The organism is Paenibacillus etheri, from assembly GCF_001012825.1.
Lineage (GTDB): Bacteria > Bacillota > Bacilli > Paenibacillales > Paenibacillaceae > Paenibacillus_AQ > Paenibacillus_AQ etheri.
Window position 1 is genome coordinate 189,676 of sequence record NZ_LCZJ02000012.1, and the last position, 20,299, is coordinate 209,974.

General features: G+C 44.8%; 18 protein-coding genes. 13 read left to right on the plus strand and 5 right to left on the minus strand.

Translation table 11 applies throughout. The annotated features are described in order from the left end of the window. Nucleotides 1-3 precede the first annotated feature (3 nt). The 5 genes from UQ64_RS01405 (at nucleotide 4) to UQ64_RS01425 (ending at nucleotide 4,595) form a co-directional block, all read left to right on the plus strand. A complete protein-coding gene (locus UQ64_RS01405; protein ID WP_060621764.1) occupies nucleotides 4-717 on the plus strand; it encodes a GntR family transcriptional regulator in 714 nt (237 codons plus the stop codon). A gap of 246 nt (nucleotides 718-963) precedes the next feature. Further along, nucleotides 964-1,956 carry an ABC transporter substrate-binding protein gene (locus tag UQ64_RS01410; RefSeq protein ID WP_156417417.1) on the plus strand — a complete coding sequence of 331 codons (993 nt, stop codon included), beginning with the start codon at nucleotides 964-966 and terminating at the stop codon, nucleotides 1,954-1,956. Then, on the plus strand, nucleotides 1,937-2,713 hold the full coding sequence (locus UQ64_RS01415) for an ABC transporter ATP-binding protein (protein ID WP_060621765.1): 777 nt from the start codon (nucleotides 1,937-1,939) through the stop codon (nucleotides 2,711-2,713). Before UQ64_RS01410 ends, UQ64_RS01415 begins: the two co-directional genes overlap by 20 nt. A gap of 50 nt (nucleotides 2,714-2,763) precedes the next feature. After that, the gene (locus UQ64_RS01420; protein WP_245237827.1) at nucleotides 2,764-3,468 is read left to right on the plus strand and encodes an ABC transporter permease; all 705 of its coding nucleotides are present in this window, start codon (nucleotides 2,764-2,766) and stop codon (nucleotides 3,466-3,468) included. Then, nucleotides 3,465-4,595, plus strand: a complete 1,131-nt coding sequence (locus tag UQ64_RS01425) for a low temperature requirement protein A (protein ID WP_060621767.1) — start codon at nucleotides 3,465-3,467, stop codon at nucleotides 4,593-4,595. The genes UQ64_RS01420 and UQ64_RS01425 overlap by 4 nt, the downstream gene beginning before the upstream one ends. 96 nt (nucleotides 4,596-4,691) lie before the next feature. Here UQ64_RS01425 and UQ64_RS01430 read toward each other — a convergent pair whose 3' ends face one another. Then, the gene (locus tag UQ64_RS01430) at nucleotides 4,692-5,639 is read right to left on the minus strand and encodes a serine hydrolase domain-containing protein (protein WP_060621768.1); all 948 of its coding nucleotides are present in this window, start codon (nucleotides 5,637-5,639) and stop codon (nucleotides 4,692-4,694) included. 169 nt (nucleotides 5,640-5,808) lie between these two features. Between UQ64_RS01430 and UQ64_RS01435 the strand changes: the two genes are divergently transcribed. Next, nucleotides 5,809-8,172: a YcdB/YcdC domain-containing protein gene (locus UQ64_RS01435; protein WP_060621769.1), complete on the plus strand. Its 2,364-nt coding sequence runs from the start codon at nucleotides 5,809-5,811 to the stop codon at nucleotides 8,170-8,172. Between the two features lie 96 nt (nucleotides 8,173-8,268). On the opposite strand, the gene UQ64_RS01440 is transcribed toward UQ64_RS01435, so the two are convergent. Beyond that, entirely contained in the window at nucleotides 8,269-9,090 is an 822-nt protein-coding gene (locus UQ64_RS01440) for a TerC family protein (protein WP_060621770.1), read from the minus strand. Between the two features lie 352 nt (nucleotides 9,091-9,442). Continuing rightward, nucleotides 9,443-9,640, minus strand: coding sequence for an ABC transporter permease family protein (locus tag UQ64_RS30600; RefSeq protein ID WP_060621771.1), 198 nt, complete (start codon nucleotides 9,638-9,640; stop codon nucleotides 9,443-9,445). A gap of 1 nt (nucleotide 9,641) precedes the next feature. On the opposite strand from UQ64_RS30600, the gene UQ64_RS01450 reads away from it, so the two are divergent. From UQ64_RS01450 to UQ64_RS01465, 4 genes are all read left to right on the plus strand, one after another. Next, complete coding sequence (locus UQ64_RS01450) at nucleotides 9,642-9,881, plus strand: helix-turn-helix domain-containing protein (RefSeq protein WP_060621772.1); 240 nt, start codon at nucleotides 9,642-9,644, stop codon at nucleotides 9,879-9,881. A gap of 71 nt (nucleotides 9,882-9,952) precedes the next feature. Beyond that, a complete protein-coding gene (locus tag UQ64_RS01455) occupies nucleotides 9,953-11,650 on the plus strand; it encodes a glycoside hydrolase family 13 protein (protein WP_060621773.1) in 1,698 nt (565 codons plus the stop codon). Nucleotides 11,651-11,800: 150 nt separating this feature from the next. Beyond that, nucleotides 11,801-12,535: a class I SAM-dependent methyltransferase gene (locus UQ64_RS01460; protein WP_060621774.1), complete on the plus strand. Its 735-nt coding sequence runs from the start codon at nucleotides 11,801-11,803 to the stop codon at nucleotides 12,533-12,535. A 39-nt stretch (nucleotides 12,536-12,574) separates the two neighbouring features. Further along, nucleotides 12,575-13,615, plus strand: coding sequence for an MBL fold metallo-hydrolase (locus UQ64_RS01465; RefSeq protein WP_060621775.1), 1,041 nt, complete (start codon nucleotides 12,575-12,577; stop codon nucleotides 13,613-13,615). A gap of 807 nt (nucleotides 13,616-14,422) precedes the next feature. Here UQ64_RS01465 and UQ64_RS01470 read toward each other — a convergent pair. After that, nucleotides 14,423-15,031 carry a phosphatidylglycerophosphatase A family protein gene (locus tag UQ64_RS01470; RefSeq protein WP_060621776.1) on the minus strand — a complete coding sequence of 203 codons (609 nt, stop codon included), beginning with the start codon at nucleotides 15,029-15,031 and terminating at the stop codon, nucleotides 14,423-14,425. A 272-nt stretch (nucleotides 15,032-15,303) separates the two neighbouring features. Between UQ64_RS01470 and UQ64_RS01475 the strand changes: the two genes are divergently transcribed. The 3 genes from UQ64_RS01475 (at nucleotide 15,304) to UQ64_RS01485 (ending at nucleotide 17,977) form a co-directional block, all read left to right on the plus strand. Continuing rightward, complete coding sequence (locus UQ64_RS01475) at nucleotides 15,304-16,425, plus strand: GerMN domain-containing protein (protein ID WP_209445692.1); 1,122 nt, start codon at nucleotides 15,304-15,306, stop codon at nucleotides 16,423-16,425. A gap of 150 nt (nucleotides 16,426-16,575) precedes the next feature. Next, nucleotides 16,576-17,334 carry a ribonuclease PH gene (gene rph / locus UQ64_RS01480; RefSeq protein WP_042130710.1) on the plus strand — a complete coding sequence of 253 codons (759 nt, stop codon included), beginning with the start codon at nucleotides 16,576-16,578 and terminating at the stop codon, nucleotides 17,332-17,334. A 1-nt stretch (nucleotide 17,335) separates the two neighbouring features. Beyond that, nucleotides 17,336-17,977, plus strand: a complete 642-nt coding sequence (locus UQ64_RS01485; RefSeq protein WP_060621778.1) for an XTP/dITP diphosphatase — start codon at nucleotides 17,336-17,338, stop codon at nucleotides 17,975-17,977. Nucleotides 17,978-18,095: 118 nt separating this feature from the next. Here UQ64_RS01485 and UQ64_RS01490 read toward each other — a convergent pair whose 3' ends face one another. Next, nucleotides 18,096-20,252, minus strand: coding sequence for a glycosyl hydrolase family 18 protein (locus UQ64_RS01490; protein ID WP_060621779.1), 2,157 nt, complete (start codon nucleotides 20,250-20,252; stop codon nucleotides 18,096-18,098). Nucleotides 20,253-20,299 lie beyond the last annotated feature (47 nt).

The following is a 20,299-nucleotide window of genomic DNA, read 5'->3' on the forward strand; positions in this document are numbered from 1 at the left end:
CTCTTGAGTTTGTCCCGAAAAGATAAGCCCTTATATGTGCAAATTGCAAATATTATAAAGGATCGGATTCTACACGGAGTCTATCCTATTGGATTGAATATTCCTTCCGAGCCTCAGCTGGAGCAGGAATTCAATGTCAGCAAGATCACTGTGCGCGGTGCCATTCAGGAGCTCGTCCAAGAAGGATTTCTGGAGAAGGGGAGCGGCAAGGGGACGAAGGTGATCCGTAATACCTCATCATCCAAGCTGTCCAAGTGGAAAAAGTTCACGGAAATTCTAGTGGATGAAGGGCATCAAATTCGGAAGCAATGGCTGAAGGCGGAGCGAGTATATAATGAAGCCGAAAGTGAAGCCTATCGTTTATTCGGCGAACGTTGTATACGCTTGGAACGCATATACAGTCTCAATGATATTCCATACGTTCATTACACGCATTATTTAGTAAATGGTATGGATGATTTGGATCTACTAGACTTAAATGCCCAGTCCTTATATGAACTGCTTGAAGAGCGGAGCGTTTCCTTAGAGAAACTGCGTGATGAATTTTCCGTTGCCGTTCCTCCGCCTGATGTAGAGGAGATATTGCTCCTTGATAAGAAGTGTCCCTTGTTGAAGCGAACTCGTTATTCTTATGATGAGCTGGGCAAGGTAACTGAATATAGTATCGGCTTTTACAATACAGAGCTGCAGAATTATGTAGTGAACTATGAGGTGTAGTTAGAGAAAATCCGGAGCAGTTTGCAGGGTGGATTCCTTGCAGGATGGTTCGGATTTTTTGCATCTTAGCATGTGATAAATATAACTATTTAAATTTATGAATATACAAGATGTGATGACTGATGTAAAATTACAATACCTGAAGCGTCCTGGAACAGCTTAAGGGCTTTTTGCATGCTCTTTTGCAGATTGCAAAGAATAGGGGCATGTCTACTATAGAAAGATTAATGGAGGTAGGAGAGTTTCATGAAGAAAAAAGCACTAAAAAGAATGTTGATGTTGTCGATGATGGTCGTTGTCATCGCTGTACTTACAGTAGGTTGTGGTTCAAAGAATAACACGAATACAGCAACGACAGAGGGAAACGCAGCAGAGGCCTCAAAAGAAGCTGTTACTTTGTCGCTTGGCTTACTGCCTTCGATTGATGCGATTCCTTTTGTAATTGCTCATGAACAAGGTTTTGATAAGAAACATGGAGTGAATCTAGACATCCAAACGTTCAAGAGTGCAAAAGACCGTGATGTCGCTTTTCAAGCAGGCAAGTTAGAGGGAATCAGTGCAGATTTGGTTGCGATTTCTATCTACAATGAAGCCGGACTGGATGTGAAGATCACAAGCACAACTTTTGGTGAATTCGATTTATTGACTGGGTATGATGCCGTCCAAGATGTGAAGGATCTGAAAGGCAAAACCGTGATTTTGTCCAAAAATACTTCCACACAATATACTGTGGCGATGATGCTGAAACAAGCGGGTTTGACAGAAGACGATATTACGGTAACTGAGGTTCCACAAATCCCTACCCGTTTAGAATTGCTTAAGAACAATAAGGCGGATGCAGCTATTTTGCCTGAACCATTTGTAACTATGGGTAAAGCTTCAGGCTTGCGCGTGCTTAGCTCCACGCATACAGCGGGAGTGAATCCATTTGTATTGGCCTTCCCACAAACCGCTATTGATGCTAAGGCAGATGCGATTCGCAATATGTATGCCGCTTATGACGAGGCTGTAGCGTATATGAAATCTCATGATCAATCCGAATATATCGATCTTGTGATCAAAGAAGTTGGTTATCCAGAAACGTTGAAAGATGAGATCAAGGTGCCTGATTATGTCCCTGCCAATCAAGTGGATGTGAAAGAAGTAGAAGCCGCATTTGCATGGGCACGGGAAAAAGGTTTGCTCAGCAAAAATATCTCGGCTGAAGATGTGATTTCTGATGTCCAATTCAAGAAATAAAGGACTTGTCATTAAGGACCTTAAAGTAGAGTATAAGGTGGGTCAACTGGCCTTAGGACAGATGGATCTATCTTTGCCGGAGCATGGGATTTACACGATCATCGGACCCTCTGGCAGCGGAAAATCTACTTTATTACGGGCGATTGCGGGCTTGCTGCCAAGCTATATGGGGCAAATTTTTTTTAATGAAAAATCCGTGAATGTTAAAGAAACTCTGATCGGTCTGGTACCGCAAAACTATGGTCTTCTCCCTTGGAAGACTGTACATGATAATATTCAAATTGCAATGAAGATCTCGCATACTGCGAGCATATCTAAGCAAGAACGGGAGAACCAGATTAATCAGTGGCTTTCATCGATGGGAATCTCTGATTTAGCTGATCGTTACCCTCTATCTCTCAGTGGGGGCCAGCAACAACGAGTGGCAATCGCCAGAGCATTCGCCATTTTGCCCACTATTTTACTGCTGGACGAGCCATTCTCTGCACTGGATGCGATTACGCGGGAAACGCTGCAGATTCTCTTTTTGGATAACTGGTTGGCGCATCCGGCGACTACCTTATTTGTTACCCATGATGTGGAAGAAGCTATTCTGCTGGGGCAGAAAATTATTGTTATGCCATCTAATAAAGAAGAAACTCCGGAAATGATCGATAATGAATTGGTATTTCAGATGAAGCATGAAGATAAGCGGGACAGTGTAGATTTCTTTGAGCAGACTAAGCGAATCAGAAAGGTAATGCAGGAGATATGGTGAGAAAAAATCGGATTCATCACATAATAAGACTGTTGTTTGTGTTCTTTTGTATGAATGTGGTTTGGTATATTGCCTATTTACTTATGAATCATTCGATTTTGCCGAGTCCATTCGCTGTATATAACGCTATGTTTCACTTAGGTGGGCAGGAGATTGTTTTAAATGTTGGGTATAGTTTGTTTAGAATTTTTGCAGGGGTAGTGCTGGCGTTAATCATTGGACTGCTCATTGGTCTTCTGATGGGACGTTCGCTGACTTGGAATAAGCTGCTGGACCCTGTCGTCTATTTAACCTATCCTGTCCCAAAAATCGCTCTGCTTCCCGTTGTAATGCTATTCTTCGGGCTTGGTGAAACGTCTAAAATCTTAATGATCATGCTCATTCTCTTGTTCCAGATTATCATCTCCGTTAGGGATGGTGTGAAGGCTATCCCTGAGAATACCTATGATGTCTTAACGAGTATAGGGGCAAGTACAGTGCAGAAATTCTGGCATGTTACACTGCCGGGTGCACTATCCGTCATTCTGAGTACGATTCGTATTTCGCTTGGAACAGCGATATCTGTACTCTTTTTCACGGAGATTTATGGAACTGAGCATGGCATGGGCTTCTTCATTATGGATGCTTGGTTAAGACTGGATTATCCGGAGATGTATGCGGGAATTATGCTGTTTAGCTTGGTGGGGTTTGTCCTTTTCTTGCTTGTTGATTTCCTTGATTACAAGTTTATGAAGTGGCGGGGAGTACAACGATGAATAAGCGCACATCGGGATTTGAACAAGGCACAGCATCCTTTGCTGAGAAGAAGGTTACCTGGCTGGAACTATTTTATGATCTGCTTTTTGTGGCTGCCGTTTCAAAAGCGAGTCATGTCTTGTTGCATGTAGAGGCGGGTACAATTCCACTTGAATATTTATCTAAATTTATCTTAATATTCATTCCGATCTGGTGGGCCTGGGTGGGGCAATCGCTTTTTGTAAATCGGTTTGGACAAGACATCTTTTCACACCGAATATTCCTGATTCTACAATTATTTTTTGTATTAATAATGACGGCCAGCTTATCGGTTAACTTTGATCAATACTATATGCCATTTTTAATAGGTTATGTTGGCTTAAGAGCAATGACTGCCATTCAATATCTTACGGTAAATAAGAATGAAGCAGCTGATAGAAAGGGCACTGCCCGGTATTTGGGAAGTCGGTTTTGGATTGGATTAGTGATCTCTGCTTTATCACTTTTCTTTGACTCTTGGATACGTTATGTAGTTTTGTATGCGGGAATTACTGTAGACATCTTGCTTCCATTAATCGGGCGGAAATACTTGGTGAAAAGCCCGATAAATACTCATCATTTATTAGAACGTTTCTCGTTGTTTACCCTCATTCTACTTGGCGAATCAGTGGTCAGTATACTTGCAGTCTTACAGTCTAGCCACTGGACATGGCAATCTATTTTATTTGCATTATTAACTTTTCTATTAATTATAGCTATGTGGTGGCAATACTTTGATAATGTTGAGAAGAAAGTGGACAAGGCCATAGAGACTGCCGGGCAAACCATAATTTATGGGCATTTATTTATTTATGTATCCTTAAGTATGATTGCAGCTTCAATTCAACTGCTATTTTTAGAACAATTAAATTACACATTTATGGTATGTTTTATTTTTGGATCGGTCCTGCTCTACTTCTTCTCTACCTCGTTGGTCTTCCATAAATACAGACGTTTACAGCAAAGATTAGGGATGTTCCATTTAGCGTTGTTATTAGGTTTACTTGGAGTTTTTTTCGCAGTAGATTTGTTGTTCCTTATACCCAATTACCTGATCATTGGAGAAATGATGTTATTTTTCGTTGTGTATGCAAAATTAACGACTTGAGCTTCGTTGTGTCGAAGCTGAATAAGAAGAAGGAAGCCGGGTCAGTGCAACCGGCTTCCTTCTTTCATAATGGGAGTGTGTGGTATCCCCCTATCGTTACTGCCCAAGAAGCGCTGGCACGATAAATCGACCGAACACATTAGCTGGTGAGCCTTTCTTGTATTTATCCGCAGTGATGACTGCGACCAGCTCGTAGGAAGGAACCACAATAATATGCTGGCCCATGAAGCCAAGCGCAAAATAATAAGGGATCTCATTTGGCTGCTGCTCTGTACCTGCATTGAATGAGGATACCCACCAGTGCCATCCGTAGAAGCCCTTCTGAGGAAGCGTGGCTGCAACATAAGGGCGAGTGGACTTCTGAACAGTACCCGAATGAATGAGCTGCTGATCCTTCCAGCGCCCCTCTTGCAAATAAAGGAGACCGAATTTCAGCATATCCTCAGGCTTCATATAAAGGCCAAAACCACCGGTATGTATGCCTTGCGGATCACTGTCCCAGCGGTAGCTCTCGATGCCAAGCGGCTGAAATAGCTGATCTTCAGCAAATGCTGCAACGTCTTGTCCAGAACATTCACGCAGGATAGCGGATAAGAGCTGAGAGCAACCGGAGTTATAGTTCATCACAGTACCTGGCGTATGAGATAGCGGCTGGGCGAGCACAAACTTTATCCAGTCTGCGGTTCTAGTCATGGTCGGAAAGGAATTCTGCCCCCCAAACTCCGTCCAGTTAAAGCCAGCAGTCATTGTTAATAAGTGACTGATTGTGATCTCTCTTTTTCTTGGATCCTGATCCTCCTTTAATAAAGGGAAAAATAGAGAAATTGGTGTATCAGGTGGTGGAATGATTTGTTTATCTATGGCTATGCTGACTAGGGCGGCGAGCACGCTTTTGGTGCATGAGTTAATTTTACCTAGTTCCTTAGCGATTTCATGCTCGCGATAATGCTCCATTATGGGTTTTCCATGTTGAACGATTAGACAACTGCGAATTTCTAGGCCAGTAATACCGTCTATAAGCGGCTGAAGGTTCCAATCAGTGATGTGAATGGCCCCCTTTCATAGATGATTAAGCTGTAGCTGCCTACCATTATAGCTTATATAGCATACATTACATAAACCTTGTAATTTCCTGTCGTTAAATAAATATGGAAAATATAAGGAGATATCTGTATAATGTTATGAATCACGTGTTAGAGGAGGATGAATTCTTTTGAAAAGCAATAATACTCACTTTGTTCATCAAACAGTTAAAACGGTATTGATCACTTCAGTGGCACTCGCGTTATTGTTACCTCCAAGCTTGGCCGCAGCCGATCCTACATCTGTTAGTAGCAACACTTCTGTAACACAGGTTAGCGCACAAGCCCCGACTACTACTACGACCTCCGAGGCTGATCCGACAAAAGTAAAATTTACGCAGGAGCAAGCGGTTGCGAAGCTAAGAGAACTATTCCCATCTTTAAAAGATGCAACTGTAAACAATGTTCAACTGGGATCTAACCAAAGCTACCCCGTTCCAACCAATCAAATGATCTGGAATATTCAGTGGCAGATTCAAGAGGGGAATATGGGACATGGCTTTAGCAGTGAGATAGATGCCATTAATGGAGATATCATCAATACGTACATTTCATACCCTCGTGAGAACAACGAATCCTATTATCCACCGAAAGTATCGCAGCCTCAGGCACTGGAGATCGCTAAGGCTTTTGTGGCTAAAGCAGCCTCATCGGTTAAGAGCAGTGATCTGCAATTAAATGAGAATGCTGGTTATAATTACTTTTCGAACGCTTTATTCGGTCCTGTTCAATATGGCTATTACTTCAGTGTCATGAAGAATGGTATTCCTTCTGGATCGGATAACATTAACATAATTGTGGATGGCAACGGAAATGTAACGCAATTCTCTAAGTTTTCTCAAGGACTTGAATACCCGTCTGCGCAGCCCAAGATTACCCTGGAGCAAGCACAGAAGCAATTTGCGGAACAGTTTGATGTAGGTCTTTTTTACACTCCTATTTATAAGAACGGAAAACCTAACAACTGGATTGTAGGCTGGCGTCCAATAGATCAATCTCTATATCCTATCGATGCATTGACCGGCAAGAGAATAGATTTAGAAGGAAAAGAATCCGTATCCACTGCAGTCGTGTATTCAGATTTAACCAAGACAAAGGATGTCTTTCAAGCAAGAAGCTCAACTACAGAGCTCTCTGCAAAAGAAGCAGAGCAGCTTGTAAAGAAGGTTGCTTATATTCCAGCAGATCGTAAATTGATCTCTCAAAGCTTGAGAAATGACTATCAGGATACGGATCGGAAGATCTGGCAGTTAAACTGGGGTGGTAATGGAAATGAACGTTTCATGGGTGCTGGCTTCCCAGAACAATCCTCTGCCGAGATCGATGCAAAGACTGGTGAAATATTGCAGTACCAAGCTCAAACTTATGGTGTTACTCAGGATAAGAAGGAAGAGCCGGCTCCTGCTGGAGGGAAGAAGCTTAGTGAGACTGAAGCTAAGACCAAAGCGCTTAGTATAATTAATAGTCTATATCCTCAGGCGAGTCAGAAGCTAAAGCTTGTAGAATATGGAGCTAACTCAAGCGTGACTTCAGACGGATCAGGATACAGATATCAGTTTATTAGAGTTCATCAAGGGATTCCTGTGAGTGACAGTACCATTTCGGTAAGCTTGGATCTTTACGGCAGACTGATTTCTTACATGGGGAATCGGATAAAAGGTATCGATGAAATCACATTATCGCCTGATGCAACAATTTCCAAGAAGGAAGCGCTCGAAACCTATAAACCTAAATATCAAACTAAGCTAAGATACACTCAGGTTGGTGGATACAATGCTTATAATAGCTATGCAGCACCAAAGGTGAAACTGATATATGATACAACCATTGCTGAATTTAATGGATTGTCTCAGGTTTTAGATGCAGCCACTGGAAAATGGGTTGCGGTCTATGATTACCTTGGTCAGCAAGATGCTCAAATATCTGCGACGGATATCAAAGGCCACGCAGCGGAACAACCTTTATCAGAATTAGTAAAATACCATGTGATTACTCCGGATGCCGATGGCAAAGTGAACCCGGATCAAGAAATATCTGTTGGCGATTGGTTAACCTATCTTGCCAAGGCTTCTAATCCGAATTTCAGCAATTATTATAATAATAATGAACGAAAAACTGTGGCAGGCGTGAAGCCTGAAAATTCTTATTATGATGCTGTTACTTATGCAGCAGATCGTAAGTGGATCAACAAGGATGAGAGTCTGCAAATAGATAGTAAGTTAACCCGGGAACAGCTTGCTGTTCAGCTGGCTAATTTTTTGAAATACAACAAACTCACAGCCTATCTTGATAAAGATGTAACTGTAAGTCAATTTAGCGATAGTTCATCTATAAACAATAAGGGTGCAGTGGCTCTTGTTGTGAAATTGGGACTCTTAAAGGATGACAACGGCAAGTTTAATCCACAGCAGACAGTAACGAAAGCACTGGCGGCTTCGGTGATTATGAAGCTAGTGGAACTGCAAGGAAAGACTGATCAGATCATTGGTCAATAAGAATATATAGGGATAAAAGAAAATAACCCGAAAGACAAACACCTTTACTGAAAGGGTACGTCTTTCGGGTTATATTTTTTTGCTATGCAAATAGAATTAATGGAGTTGCTTATCTACTTCTTTAATTGGATTCTCGTTAACGTTCTCTTCAACTTTGCTGCTCATAAACCAACCAATTGCAGCGATGAGTACGAGCACAACATAGAAGGTGAGCTTCCACCAAGTGCTATGTGCGAAATCTTCGGAAAGAACACCAAGTGAAGGGTGTGCCAATGTAATGACTGCTAGCTTAACTCCGACCCAACCTACGATGAAGAAGGCTGCAATTTCAAGACCTGGACGGGTGTGGAGCAATTTAACGAAGAAGGAAGCTGCGAAACGCATAATGACCAGTCCGATAAATCCACCGGCAAAGATGACGAGGAATTGACCGCCGTCAAGTCCACCGATTTTTGGAAGCCCACTTGCAGGAAGAGCAACCGCGAGGGCTACTGCTGCAAGAATGGAATCGACTGCGAAGGCGATGTCAGCAACTTCTACTTTAAAGACAGTAAACCAAAAGCTGGATTTCTTTTTGTTGACTGCAGCACCAGTACCACTTTCAGCTGCTTCATCCGTAACTGGCTTCTTGAACAATAGTTTTCGGAAGATATGATTCCCCGCGATAAATAATAAATAAATCGCGCCGATGGCTTGTACTTGCCAGATATCAACCAGGTAAGAGATGACAAATAGTGATCCGAAGCGGAACACGAAGGCTCCGGCTAATCCGTAAAATAGTGCTTTTTTTCTTTCCTCATCAGGAAGGTGCTTAACCATAATTGCTAATACTAATGCGTTATCTGCGGCTAGTAGTCCTTCAAGTGCTACAAGAACGAGTAATACCCAGCCATATTCTAATAATAATCCCCAATCCATTACTGTTGTCCTCCCTTTTCTAATGCAAATATCTACTAAAAGATACTTACTATACCATTTTAACCAACTTTATATAAAAAAGACCTTTACCAAACAGATTAGCCTTTGGAATAAAGGTCTAACCTGATTGGTAAAGGTCTCGCTAACAATGTTGAATTGCCAATAAAGCCGGAGAATATCCTCATATTCTCGTATTGACGACTTTATTTAACAGCTACTCCCCTTTACGGGATATATTAAATTTTCGATTTAATTCGTTGTGATTTTGCCTAAGGTGATCATATACGAGTTGAAAGTTAATGTCAATAAAATGTTGGAGAAGTAAAGCTAGAGTTATCTTTTCCTTTTTGTGTTAGCCCTTAATCGCCCCGGCGGTAATTCCTTTGGTCATCTGTTCTGTGAAGAGCAGATAGATCAGGATGGTTGGGATGGCAATGATCGTCATAACAGCGAACTGAGCACCGTAATTGCACGAATATTCACCGGCGAATTTCATAATGGAGAACGGAATGGTCTTGAGATCCTCCGAGGTGAGGAAGGTGTTCGCCATAATGAATTCATTCCAGGTGCTTATGAAATTAAGCACACAGATGGTAGCGAGTGCGGGTTTCGTAATGGGCAGGATGATGCGGAAGATCACAGAAGAAGCCAAAAAGCTGCTCCGCCAAAATCTTAAGCTGTACGCCGTTGCCAAATTAGTGGGGTACGGTGAAGAGCGTCACTTCAGTGCTACTTTTAAAAAATGGACTGGACTTACACCGTCACAATACCAAAAGGGATTAGGGAAGTAGGGGGAAATTGTTATCTACTTGGCTCTGTGTGGTTAAACTCTACATATAGCTAAATAGGAGGTAACCGAGAGATGAACCCCAAATGGTGGAAAGAAAGCGTCGTGTATCAGATTTATCCGATTAGCTTCATGGACAGTAACGGAGATGGAATCGGAGACTTACGTGGCATTATATCCAGACTGGAATATTTACAGGATCTAGGTGTAGATGTGATCTGGGTCTGTCCTATTTATAAATCACCTAACCATGATAACGGGTATGATATCAGTGATTATTGTGACATTATGAAGGAATTCGGTACGATGGATGATTTTGACGAGTTGCTCAGGGAACTGCACGCACGTGGAATGAAGCTGATGATGGATTTGGTTCTGAACCATACGTCACATGAGCACCCATGGTTTGTTGAATCCAGATCGTCGAAGGATAATCCGAAACGGGACTTCTATATTTGGCGAAAAGGTAAAAATGGCGGTCCCCCGAACAACTGGGAGTCTTATTTCAGTGGCTCGGTGTGGGAGCTTGATCCGCGGACGGATGAATATTATCTTCATCTCTACTCCAAATACCAGCCCGATCTAAACTGGGAGAATCCGGTGGTCATTGATAAACTGCATGAGATGGTGGAGTGGTGGCTGAAGAAGGGCGTGGATGGATTTCGTTTTGATGCGATTGCACATATCGTGAAGACGAAGGGGTATCCAGATGCAGATAACCCGAACAGAACACCTACTGTAAGGGCCTATGGTATGTTCTCCAATCTGGAGGATGTGCATACCCTGCTACAGAATCTATACGATAAGGTGCTATATTTCTACGATATTATGACGGTAGGAGAGACCTCAGGACTTGGACCTGAGCAGGCGCTGGATTATGTAGGTGATGGACGTCGGGAGCTGAATATGACCTTTCAGTTTGAGCATATGTTTCTAGATGCCGCTTCGCCGGGTAGCGGAAAATGGGATGTGGTTCCATGGAATCTTCTAGAGTTGAAAAAGATCATGAGTAACTGGCAGACGGTTCTACATGACAGAGGCTGGAATGCGAACTATCTTTGCAACCATGATCAGCCGCGCTCGGTGTCCCGGTTTGGGAACGATCTCTTTTACCGGATTCCTTCGGCCAAAATGCTGGCGACATTCATTCATATGCTGGAAGGCACACCTTACATTTATCAAGGAGAAGAAATCGGGATGACGAATGTCTGTTTCGATTCCATTGATGAATACCGGGATGTGGAGACACTTAATTATTATGAAGAGAAGCGAAGAAACGGTGTTCCTGAAGCTGACATTATGTCTGCGATTCACCACAAAAGCCGGGACAATGCCCGTACCCCTATGCAGTGGGACGATGGACATGCAGGTGGTTTTACAACAGGAACGCCCTGGATTGAAGTGAATTCCAACCATATGGAGATTAACGCTGGCAATGCGGTTAAAGATCCGGATTCCATTTATAACTACTATAAACAGCTGATTGCGTTAAGAAAAAAATACAAGGTGATCGTGTACGGATCGTATGAGCTACAGCTTGCAGAGCATACTGAGATTTATGCGTATACCCGAACTTTAGAGGATCAACGATTGTTGGTTATTTTGAATTTTTTTGATGGAGAGCCTGAATTCGAATGGTCAGCGGGGTTCGATGCAGATCCAGATCAGCTGGAGCTAATAATCAGTAATTATCCGCAGTCAAAAGATAAGGATATTCGTTCTTTCAAGCTTCGTCCTTATGAGGCAAGGGTCTATTTGCAGCAGCTTGTGTAAAAGAAGTTACAATAAGAGTTGTCATTAAGAGCCGAGAGGTCACGATGATGACTCTTCTTTGAGTTTGTCAGCAAAAGACTGTACAATGGCGTTACATTAGCATACATAGATTGGAGTCGCAGGAAGACGCCTATTGGAGGGAGAGACAACATGACTGAATGGTATGAAAAGAGCTTCGGAGAGGATTATCTGATCGTATATAAACACCGGGATTTCGGTGGCGCACGTAAAGAAGTGGATCAGATGATCGCCTGGCTGGGACTGCCTCCAGGTTCGAAAGTGCTGGATTTATGTTGTGGGATGGGTCGTCATTCTCTGGCACTTGCGGAGGAAGGATACGAGGTTACCGGAGTAGATTTGTCGGAGGTGTTGTTGCGTGAAGCACAATCTCAAATCGGGGCAGAGAAGGTAACGTGGATCCGTTCCGACATGCGTGAATTACCATTAGATGGAGGATTCGATGCCGTAGTTAATCTGTTCACTTCTTTTGGTTATTTTGAAAAAGATGAGGAGCAAGTAAAGGTTTTGCGTGAAATTTATCGTCTGCTGAAGCCGGGTGGCAAGTTCGTTATTGATTTTTTGAATCCTGCGTATGTGATTCGTCATCTGGTGCCGCATTCTGCACGTGAGGATGCTGAGAATTTGATTGATGAGTCACGCCGGATCGAGGATGGTTATGTGAAGAAGGACATCATTCTAACCACTAAGAATGATCCTACGCCTCGTCAATATCATGAGCGTGTGAAGCTATATTCATTGGAGGAGTTCAGGGAGATGATTGAGGAAGCGGGCTTGCAGCTCGAAGCTGTACATGGCAGCTATGAAGATGAGGTTTATGATGCAGAAAGGTCCACACGGATGATCTTTAGTGGAATACGTCCCTAAATGGTTTCCGGAAAAAGATTCAGAGGTGGTGAACGCTCCATGTCTAAGGCAGAGATTACTTCATGGGACAAGAACATTCTCCAGGTCTCGGTACCCATGGACTCGCCTCTTCGTCAAGTGAACAGCTATATCCTTACGGATGAAAAGGGCAGAGTGACTATTATCGATCCGGGTCCGCGTAGCCCGGATACAGAGAATTGCTGGCTCGGGATCCTGCAGGAGTTGAACTTGTCGTGGATGGATGTACGGGATATCGTCGTTACGCATCATCATCCCGATCATTACGGATTAGCAGGCTGGCTGCAGTCGCAGAGTGGCTGTAAGGTGTGGATGACGGAGCGTGCACATGCAGAGGCTAGACTGATGTGGGGCGATGGTTTTGGTGATGATGCGGGAAATGGCAATGGCAAAGACATTAATGACTTTTTACCGGTTTATTTCTCTCGGCATGGGATGACAGATGAGTGGTCGAACGGGATTAAAGCCCACTTGGAAAGCTTTAATTCCCAAGTGGAGCCGCAGCCTGTCGTGTCTTATTTGAATCTTGCGGAGCCCTTCAGGATGGGCGGGCGCGAATGGCAGCTCATTGTTACCGGTGGGCATGCACCGGGGCATGTGAGCCTGTATCATGCTGACAGCGGGCTTATGATCTGCGGGGATGCTGTGCTCCCGCAGATCTCGCCCAATGTCAGCCTGCTGCCAGGGAGCGATCCGCAGCCGCTGGAGACATTCCTTCAAGGGCTGCGGGAACTGGGCAGCTACCCGGTCAGTATGGCGTTCCCGGGGCACCGTGAGCCCTTTGCTGGCTTCACGCACCGGGTAAACAGCCTGCTCGCTCATCATGAGGAGCGGCTGGATACAGCGGCGGCCCTGCTCACCAGCGGTCCGCTAAGCGGATTCGCGGTGTGCGAAGTTCTGTTTCGCAGCCGAGTAACCAGCGTTCATCAGATGCGCTTTGCGATGAGTGAGACCCTGGCACATTTGGCGGAGTTGGTGCGCCGGGAGCGGGCAGTAATGCTGGAGGCAGACGGCGGTTTTTTATTCGCCTCAGCTGAAAGAGTCAGAGAGCATATCAGTTAGAGTATCAGAGAGTCTTGCAAGATCGAAGTGTACTGGAAAGTATAACTTGTTAATGAGCAGTCCTGTTTCGTTGGGACTGCTCTTTTTTGTGTTTGAGTAACTTAGTCTCTCAGTCCCTCATGCCATCCTTCGATCGCTTCCATAATCATTCATTAGCGTAAGTATTCGGAATCAGATGATGCTATTCGGTTGATTTTAGAACTTTTGAGGTTAGTAGCGGACCGTAAAGGCGTTATTACTAGTGCAGAGTAGTGTTTCAGGTCATTTTTGAGCGAATAGAGTTTCTGGAGTCCAAAAGTGTTCAAATCAAGGGTGATTTATGAGTATAGCGCCTCCTATTCCGACAACGTGAGTGAAACGCTTCTAATGTAGAGTAACTAAATGATGGCAGTAATTATAGGGAATTTCACCCTATAATTTTGGATTTAATGATTCTAGAGCTGTTTATAGGGAATTTCTCCTTATAATTCTACTGATTTGGCTATAGATTGAGATTTTCATAGAGATTATAGGGAAGAATTCCGTATAATCATTAGATTTAAGCCGAAATCGTTATTTTATAGGGAGGATTTCCCTATAGCCCAACGAACCCAACGAACCCAACGAACCCAGCGAACCCAACGAACCCAACGAACCCAACGAACCCAACGAACCCAGCGAACCCAACGAACCCAACGAAACCCTCAAAAAAGCGATTGCTTCAGCAGCCCGCAGGGGGATACGAAACAATCGCTTTTTCCTCAGAGTTTCATCTGGTGTATCTAAAAGTCCCTACTCTGGAGTTTCATTTGGTGCATCTAGAACTCCTCACTCCGGAGTTTCATCATATTCCGCAAGTTTTCTAGCGGCCTCTTCGCGATCCTCTGGTGTATGAGGCAGATCAAGCTCAATTTCACGTTCCGCTTGTTTACGGTGTGCGATTCGGCTACTGGCTGCAGCAGCCACGGCTCCGACGATGTCGTCGAGGTAGGTGTGGATCTGCCCAGTGGTTTTGTCATTTAACCTTTGAAGAACGCCTGGCTTCAGCTTGTCCACATAGCCATAGTTGGTAAAGCCGATACTGCCGTATACGTTCACGATAGAGAAGGCAAGAATCTCATCTACGCCGTACAATCCCTCATCATTTTCGATCATATCCTGAAGTGGGGAGAACAACTTACCCTCTTCTGCCATTACATCTAACTGAATGCCTGTTAGTACTGCATTTTGTACTTCCCGCTTGCTGAGTACCATCTCTACATTATGGATACATTCATCCATCGTTAAATTTGGATAGTATTTCTGTTGCAGAAATATAACGAGCTCTGCGATTTCCTCCAGGGTTACTCCACGCTTGTTCAGCCAGTATTTGGTCGCATCTGCGACCGCCTTGCTGTTCAGACTGTAAGGTATTTTTTCGATTTTTTCATCAGCCATGTTCAGTCACCTCGTTGTTTAGTAAGTCATTTCATTACAGCAAACGTTAGTAGGATGTTAAGGACTGTTGTTATCTCAGATTGTACGTTTACCGGACGTAATTGTCCAGCGAGGGGAGTTTCAGTGAACTGAAATCCAGATCCTACTAGACATGAAAAAGTAGCCCACAGGCTTTTCCAACAATTTAGGATAAGCTGTTGTTATTTTTTGGACAAAGGTCTCGTATACATAGCAGTACAAATGATATCTAACCTTGAAAGGGGTAATAAATGATGAAACCTATGCAACAAATCCGCGGGATCTCCGCAGTCTGCCTGCTCGCAGTTCCACTGGCACTGTCCGGCTGTGGCCTGTTTGGTTCAGAATCGGCATCGATTGATGCTCCGCCACCAGAGGTTGAAGCGCAAATGTTACAGACTAGTGGGGATACTACTTTGGATTCAGGTGTATTTGGTCCGGTGACACAAGATGATACACAGACAGCGGTTAAAGGCAGCACCAAAACTTCACAGGGCAATGCTTCCGGAGACCGGACAACTGTATTTTTGGAAGATGGTAATGGATTACTCGCTCCGGTATCTCTAAGCCTGTCAAAGAGTAAAGATTCCACCGCACTCAAAAACTCGTTAATGGCATTAGTGAGCAAGGGAGAATATGCCTCATCAGTTCCTGCAGGATTTCAAGGCATTCTGCCAGCTGGAACGGAAGTGAAAAGTGTTACGGTAGACAAGTCGAATTTAGCGGTTGTCGAATTTAATTCAGAATTCAATAACTATGATCCTTTAGAGGAACGCAAAATCCTCGAAGCTATCACTTGGACGCTGACCGGTCAAGATAACATTAAAAGCGTACAGCTCTGGGTAGATGGTAAAAAGCTCACAGAGATGCCTCTTCAAAGCACTCCGCTGGATCGTCCGTTGTCCCGCACAATGGGCATTAACTTGCCGAAGCAAGGTCCACTGCTGATGAACTCCAGCGCGGTTACTGTTTATTTTTCCACAACATCTCCTGACGGTATCCAATATTATGTACCTGTAACCCGCTTTGTACCCGCCGGACAAGAACAGCTGACTGCGGCTTTAAACGAATTGATTGCAGGACCTGAATCCGGAAATGGGCTGGAAATGGTCATGACGCAGGGAACGATACTAGAATCTGTTGATGCTGGGCAGAACGGTGTAGTTACCGTATCCTTGACTGATGATATGTTCGCAGACGGTAAGGGTGTGCCGGCCGAAATGCTGGAATCGGTTGTGCTGACTGTTGCGCAAAATTCGGACGATGCCCTAGTGCAAATTCGCTTGAATGGCAAGGAGTCAATTACAGATACGGATAATGTAGATTACAGCAAACCCGTTTCCGCACCAGAATATTTGAACGAGCTCCCGTTATAGAATGACCCCCTAGGGTTAAAAAGATGCTTTTGTGCCTCCTCTTTGGTAGAATAAAAGTTGCTCAAAAAGACGTTATGTCCCAAGCATTGTGCTATGGGTAAATGGGACTCACGCTAAACTTTTAGCTATACGATGTAGGAGGCAGAAAAGATGAGATCAAACGGGCGAAACGACGACCAATTACGGCCGCTGACAATAACGACCCAAACGAATAAATATGCTGAGGGCTCCGTGATCATTGAAATGGGAGATACCAAAGTCATTTGTACGGCTACTGTGGAGGAAAAAGTGCCACCGTTTCTTAAAGGGCAAGGAAAAGGCTGGGTGACCGCTGAATATTCGATGCTTCCTCGGGCAACCCAATCCCGTAATCAGCGTGAAGCTGCACGCGGTAAGCTTACTGGACGCACCATGGAGATCCAACGGCTGATCGGAAGAGCGCTTCGTTCCGTAGTGAATTTACAGGCTTTAGGCGAGCGTAGTATTACGCTGGACTGTGATGTGATTCAGGCGGATGGTGGTACGCGGACCGCTTCGATTACAGGTGCTTTTGTTGCTATGGCTTTTGCTATTAACAAAATTGCACTTCAGCATAAGCTGCCTGTGTTTCCTATAACTGATTTTTTGGGGGCAATCAGTGTCGGTGTTGTAGGGGATAAAACGCTGCTGGATTTGAATTATGAAGAAGATTCCAAAGCAAAAGTGGATATGAATGTAGTTATGACTGGTGGCGGTGCCTTTGTTGAACTACAAGGGACTGGCGAAGAAAGACCGTTCACACGTCAAGAGCTGGATCTTTTGCTTGGTCTAGGTGAGAAGGGAATCTATGAACTGATTGCTGCGCAGAAAGAAGCGCTGGGAGCAATTGCTCTCAAAATCCCTTCCGGCCAGCCAGGCCAAGAGGTGTAGCATGAGGTCTGACGGCGGTATTCTTATTGTTGCGACGAAGAATAAGGGGAAAGTACGCGAATTCGAGCATGCTTTTGCCCCGCTGGGGCTGACAGTAAAAAGTATGTACGATTATCCGGATCTGCCCGATGTGGTAGAAGACGGAGCCACTTTTGCCGAGAACGCCTTTAAAAAATCCAAAGCCGTAGGCGACGCTCTAGGAATCCCGGTACTTGCCGATGATTCGGGTCTTTGTGTAGACGCTTTGGATGGCGGACCGGGTGTGTACTCTGCGCGTTATGCAGGGGAAAACGCGGGAGATGACGAGAACAACCTGAAGCTGCTTAGCGAGCTGGAGAAGCTAAAACAGGGTGAGGACACCGGACAGCCTTTGCTAAGTACAGCTCGGTTTGTCTGTACATTGTCCTTATACGATCCAAGTTCGGGACGGGAATTAACCGCCGAAGGTACAGTAGAAGGATGGATCACATCCGAACCTGCTGGTGGTGGAGGCTTCGGCTACGATCCGTTGTTTTACTTGGCAGAATTTGAAAAGACAATGGCCGAGCTAACGCTCGAAGAGAAGCAGCGGATTAGCCACCGGGGAACTGCGTTGCGATTGCTGACGGAGAAGCTAGCAGCTGCAGATGACTTGAATTTCTAATCCAAATGCTCCATGCTGTCACTTGAGAGATGAAATAAAAAAGCTTGCAAATCCAAGGTGTGTACCTTGATTTGCAAGCTTTTTTGGTTTGTAAGGCTAAGCTTATAATTTTATTGAATTAGTTCAGCTTCCATAGTGCGGGGGCTGCTGTCGGTTCCCAGCCCAGGAGTGAAGTGTGGGGCTGTAGACATGTGTATGTTATACCATTGTAGCTAACCGTATCACCCGCTTTGTACGCGACTCCCGCTGCCCAGGCAGATATTCCCGGATTTGGCGTTGCGGTTGGCGTTGGAGTAGGTATCGTGGTTGCTGTTGGCGTTGGTGCAACGGTCGGCGTTGGAGTTACAGTAGGCATCGGTGTCGGCGTTGGTGTTACGGTAGACACAGGTGTTGGTGTTGCTGTCGCTGTCGCTGTTGCTGTTGCTGTTGGAGTAGGTGTTGCCGTTGCTGTAGGTGTAGGAGTTGGCGTGATGCCTCCATACAGTTTGTCGTATTCTTGCTGGGACGAGCTTCCGTTCAGCGTAATTCGCTGCGGACCCCCCGAGAAATTCAGTTTCATCATGCCCGGAATTTCCAGTGTGGCTCCGTTTGCAATCGTTTGGGATGCCGTACCGGTAATACGGTAGCGGTTAAAGTCCCAATCCGTGGAGACTTGCTCTACTGTACCAGCGCCCCATGCAGAGGTCAGGGTTGTTGTAGTCGGAAGATCGAACTCTAGCTTCCAGCCACCGGAAATATCCGCGCCAGTGTTATTTGTTATTTTCAGGGAGTAAGTGTAATTTGGATGATCGTACGCCCCACTGAAGCTAAGAATGAAGTTCGTGGGCGCAGGTAGTTGTGGCTTTGGAAGTCCACCTGGAAGAGAGGCAGACTTAAGCTGGTCATAGGCAAAATCGGTCAACGAGTTGCCATACGTATAGGTCCCATCACTCTTTTCAGAGTAATCGCCTGTCAACTCCCAGAACATCATCCCTCCCAATCCCTTTTGCTTAATGTAATCCAGTTTGTAGCCGAGCGATTCCTTATCTTCATACGTAAGAAAAACCTTCTTGTCTGCGTTGTACAAGTATGGGGTTTTGGTAACAGGATCGAAGTAACGTTTGTTCGCTGGGTCTTTGAGCAGATTCAGCACATGCCAGATTGGATTTGCGCCAGCCGGCTGCTCTGGTGCAGGATCATTCCAGATTCCGTATACGCCGTCGGCTCCACCTCCGATTGTAGGAGCTGTACCATAAAGACCGGTGTTATTGATGCCTCCATTTACATTCTTCCAGCCACGTGAGTAATAAGGAACTCCGATGACGATTTTTTCCGGAGGAAGCGTACCCAAATAATATCGAACGGCCCAGTCGGTATTCAGAACCGGAGTGCCCAGCGCAGCTGTTTCAGTATCACGAGAATCCGGGTACAGGGCGGAATGCGGCCCTACGTATCCATTCCACGCGCCGTGGAAATCATAGGTCATAAGGTTCGCCCAGTCCAAATACTGGTTAGCTTCCCCTAGCTTCATCCCGCCCAGAATCCAGGAAGAGGCGGTTGCAGCGATGGTTAAATCATATTTTTGATTGTCCTGAGCGCCTGCCTGATCTAGCTTTTCGCGAAGCTTTTTCATGAGGAGAACATAGTTATTGTAGTTCACCGTGCGCAGCGGCTCCGCCACACCGAAGTCATTCGGGTTACCTGATTGGCCAGTACCAGATGGGTACTCCCAATCAATGTCCACCCCGTTGAACTGGTAGGTACGTAGAAAATCTACAACGCTATTCGCAAACGTCTCGCGGCCAGCTTCTGAATTGGCCATGTTATAAAAACCACCAGAACCCGACCAGCCGCCAACCGAAATCAGGGTGCGGACATCGGGGTATAACTGTTTATACTTTACGAGTTGATTAAAATGTCCTTTATACGGCAAATTAGTTAATTGGTCAGGGTAGTCTTTTTCGATAGCGGCTGTACGGTCCATCAGATCAATCATGTTCGTTTGAGGGTTTACCTTGGCGAACGCATAGTTAATGTGAGTGATTTTGCCCCACGGTATTTTATCGACAGTATAAAATCCTTTATTCTCCTGATCTCCCCACTCCGGGAAGTAAGCAACAATTTTACGCGGATGATCTGCAGCCGGAGCGGGAGCAGTTGGCGTTGTTCCTGCTGCTAAGGCTACTTGCGACGATCCACCTGTACTTGTGTAAAGCGGAAGCAGAATGATGGCGCTCATTAAGGCCGCAATGTAGCGTGCCGATTTACTTCGCCTATTACGTGTACTTATATTCATTTAACATTCCTCCAAAAGGGATAATATGACTGCGGGTGTAAATAGGA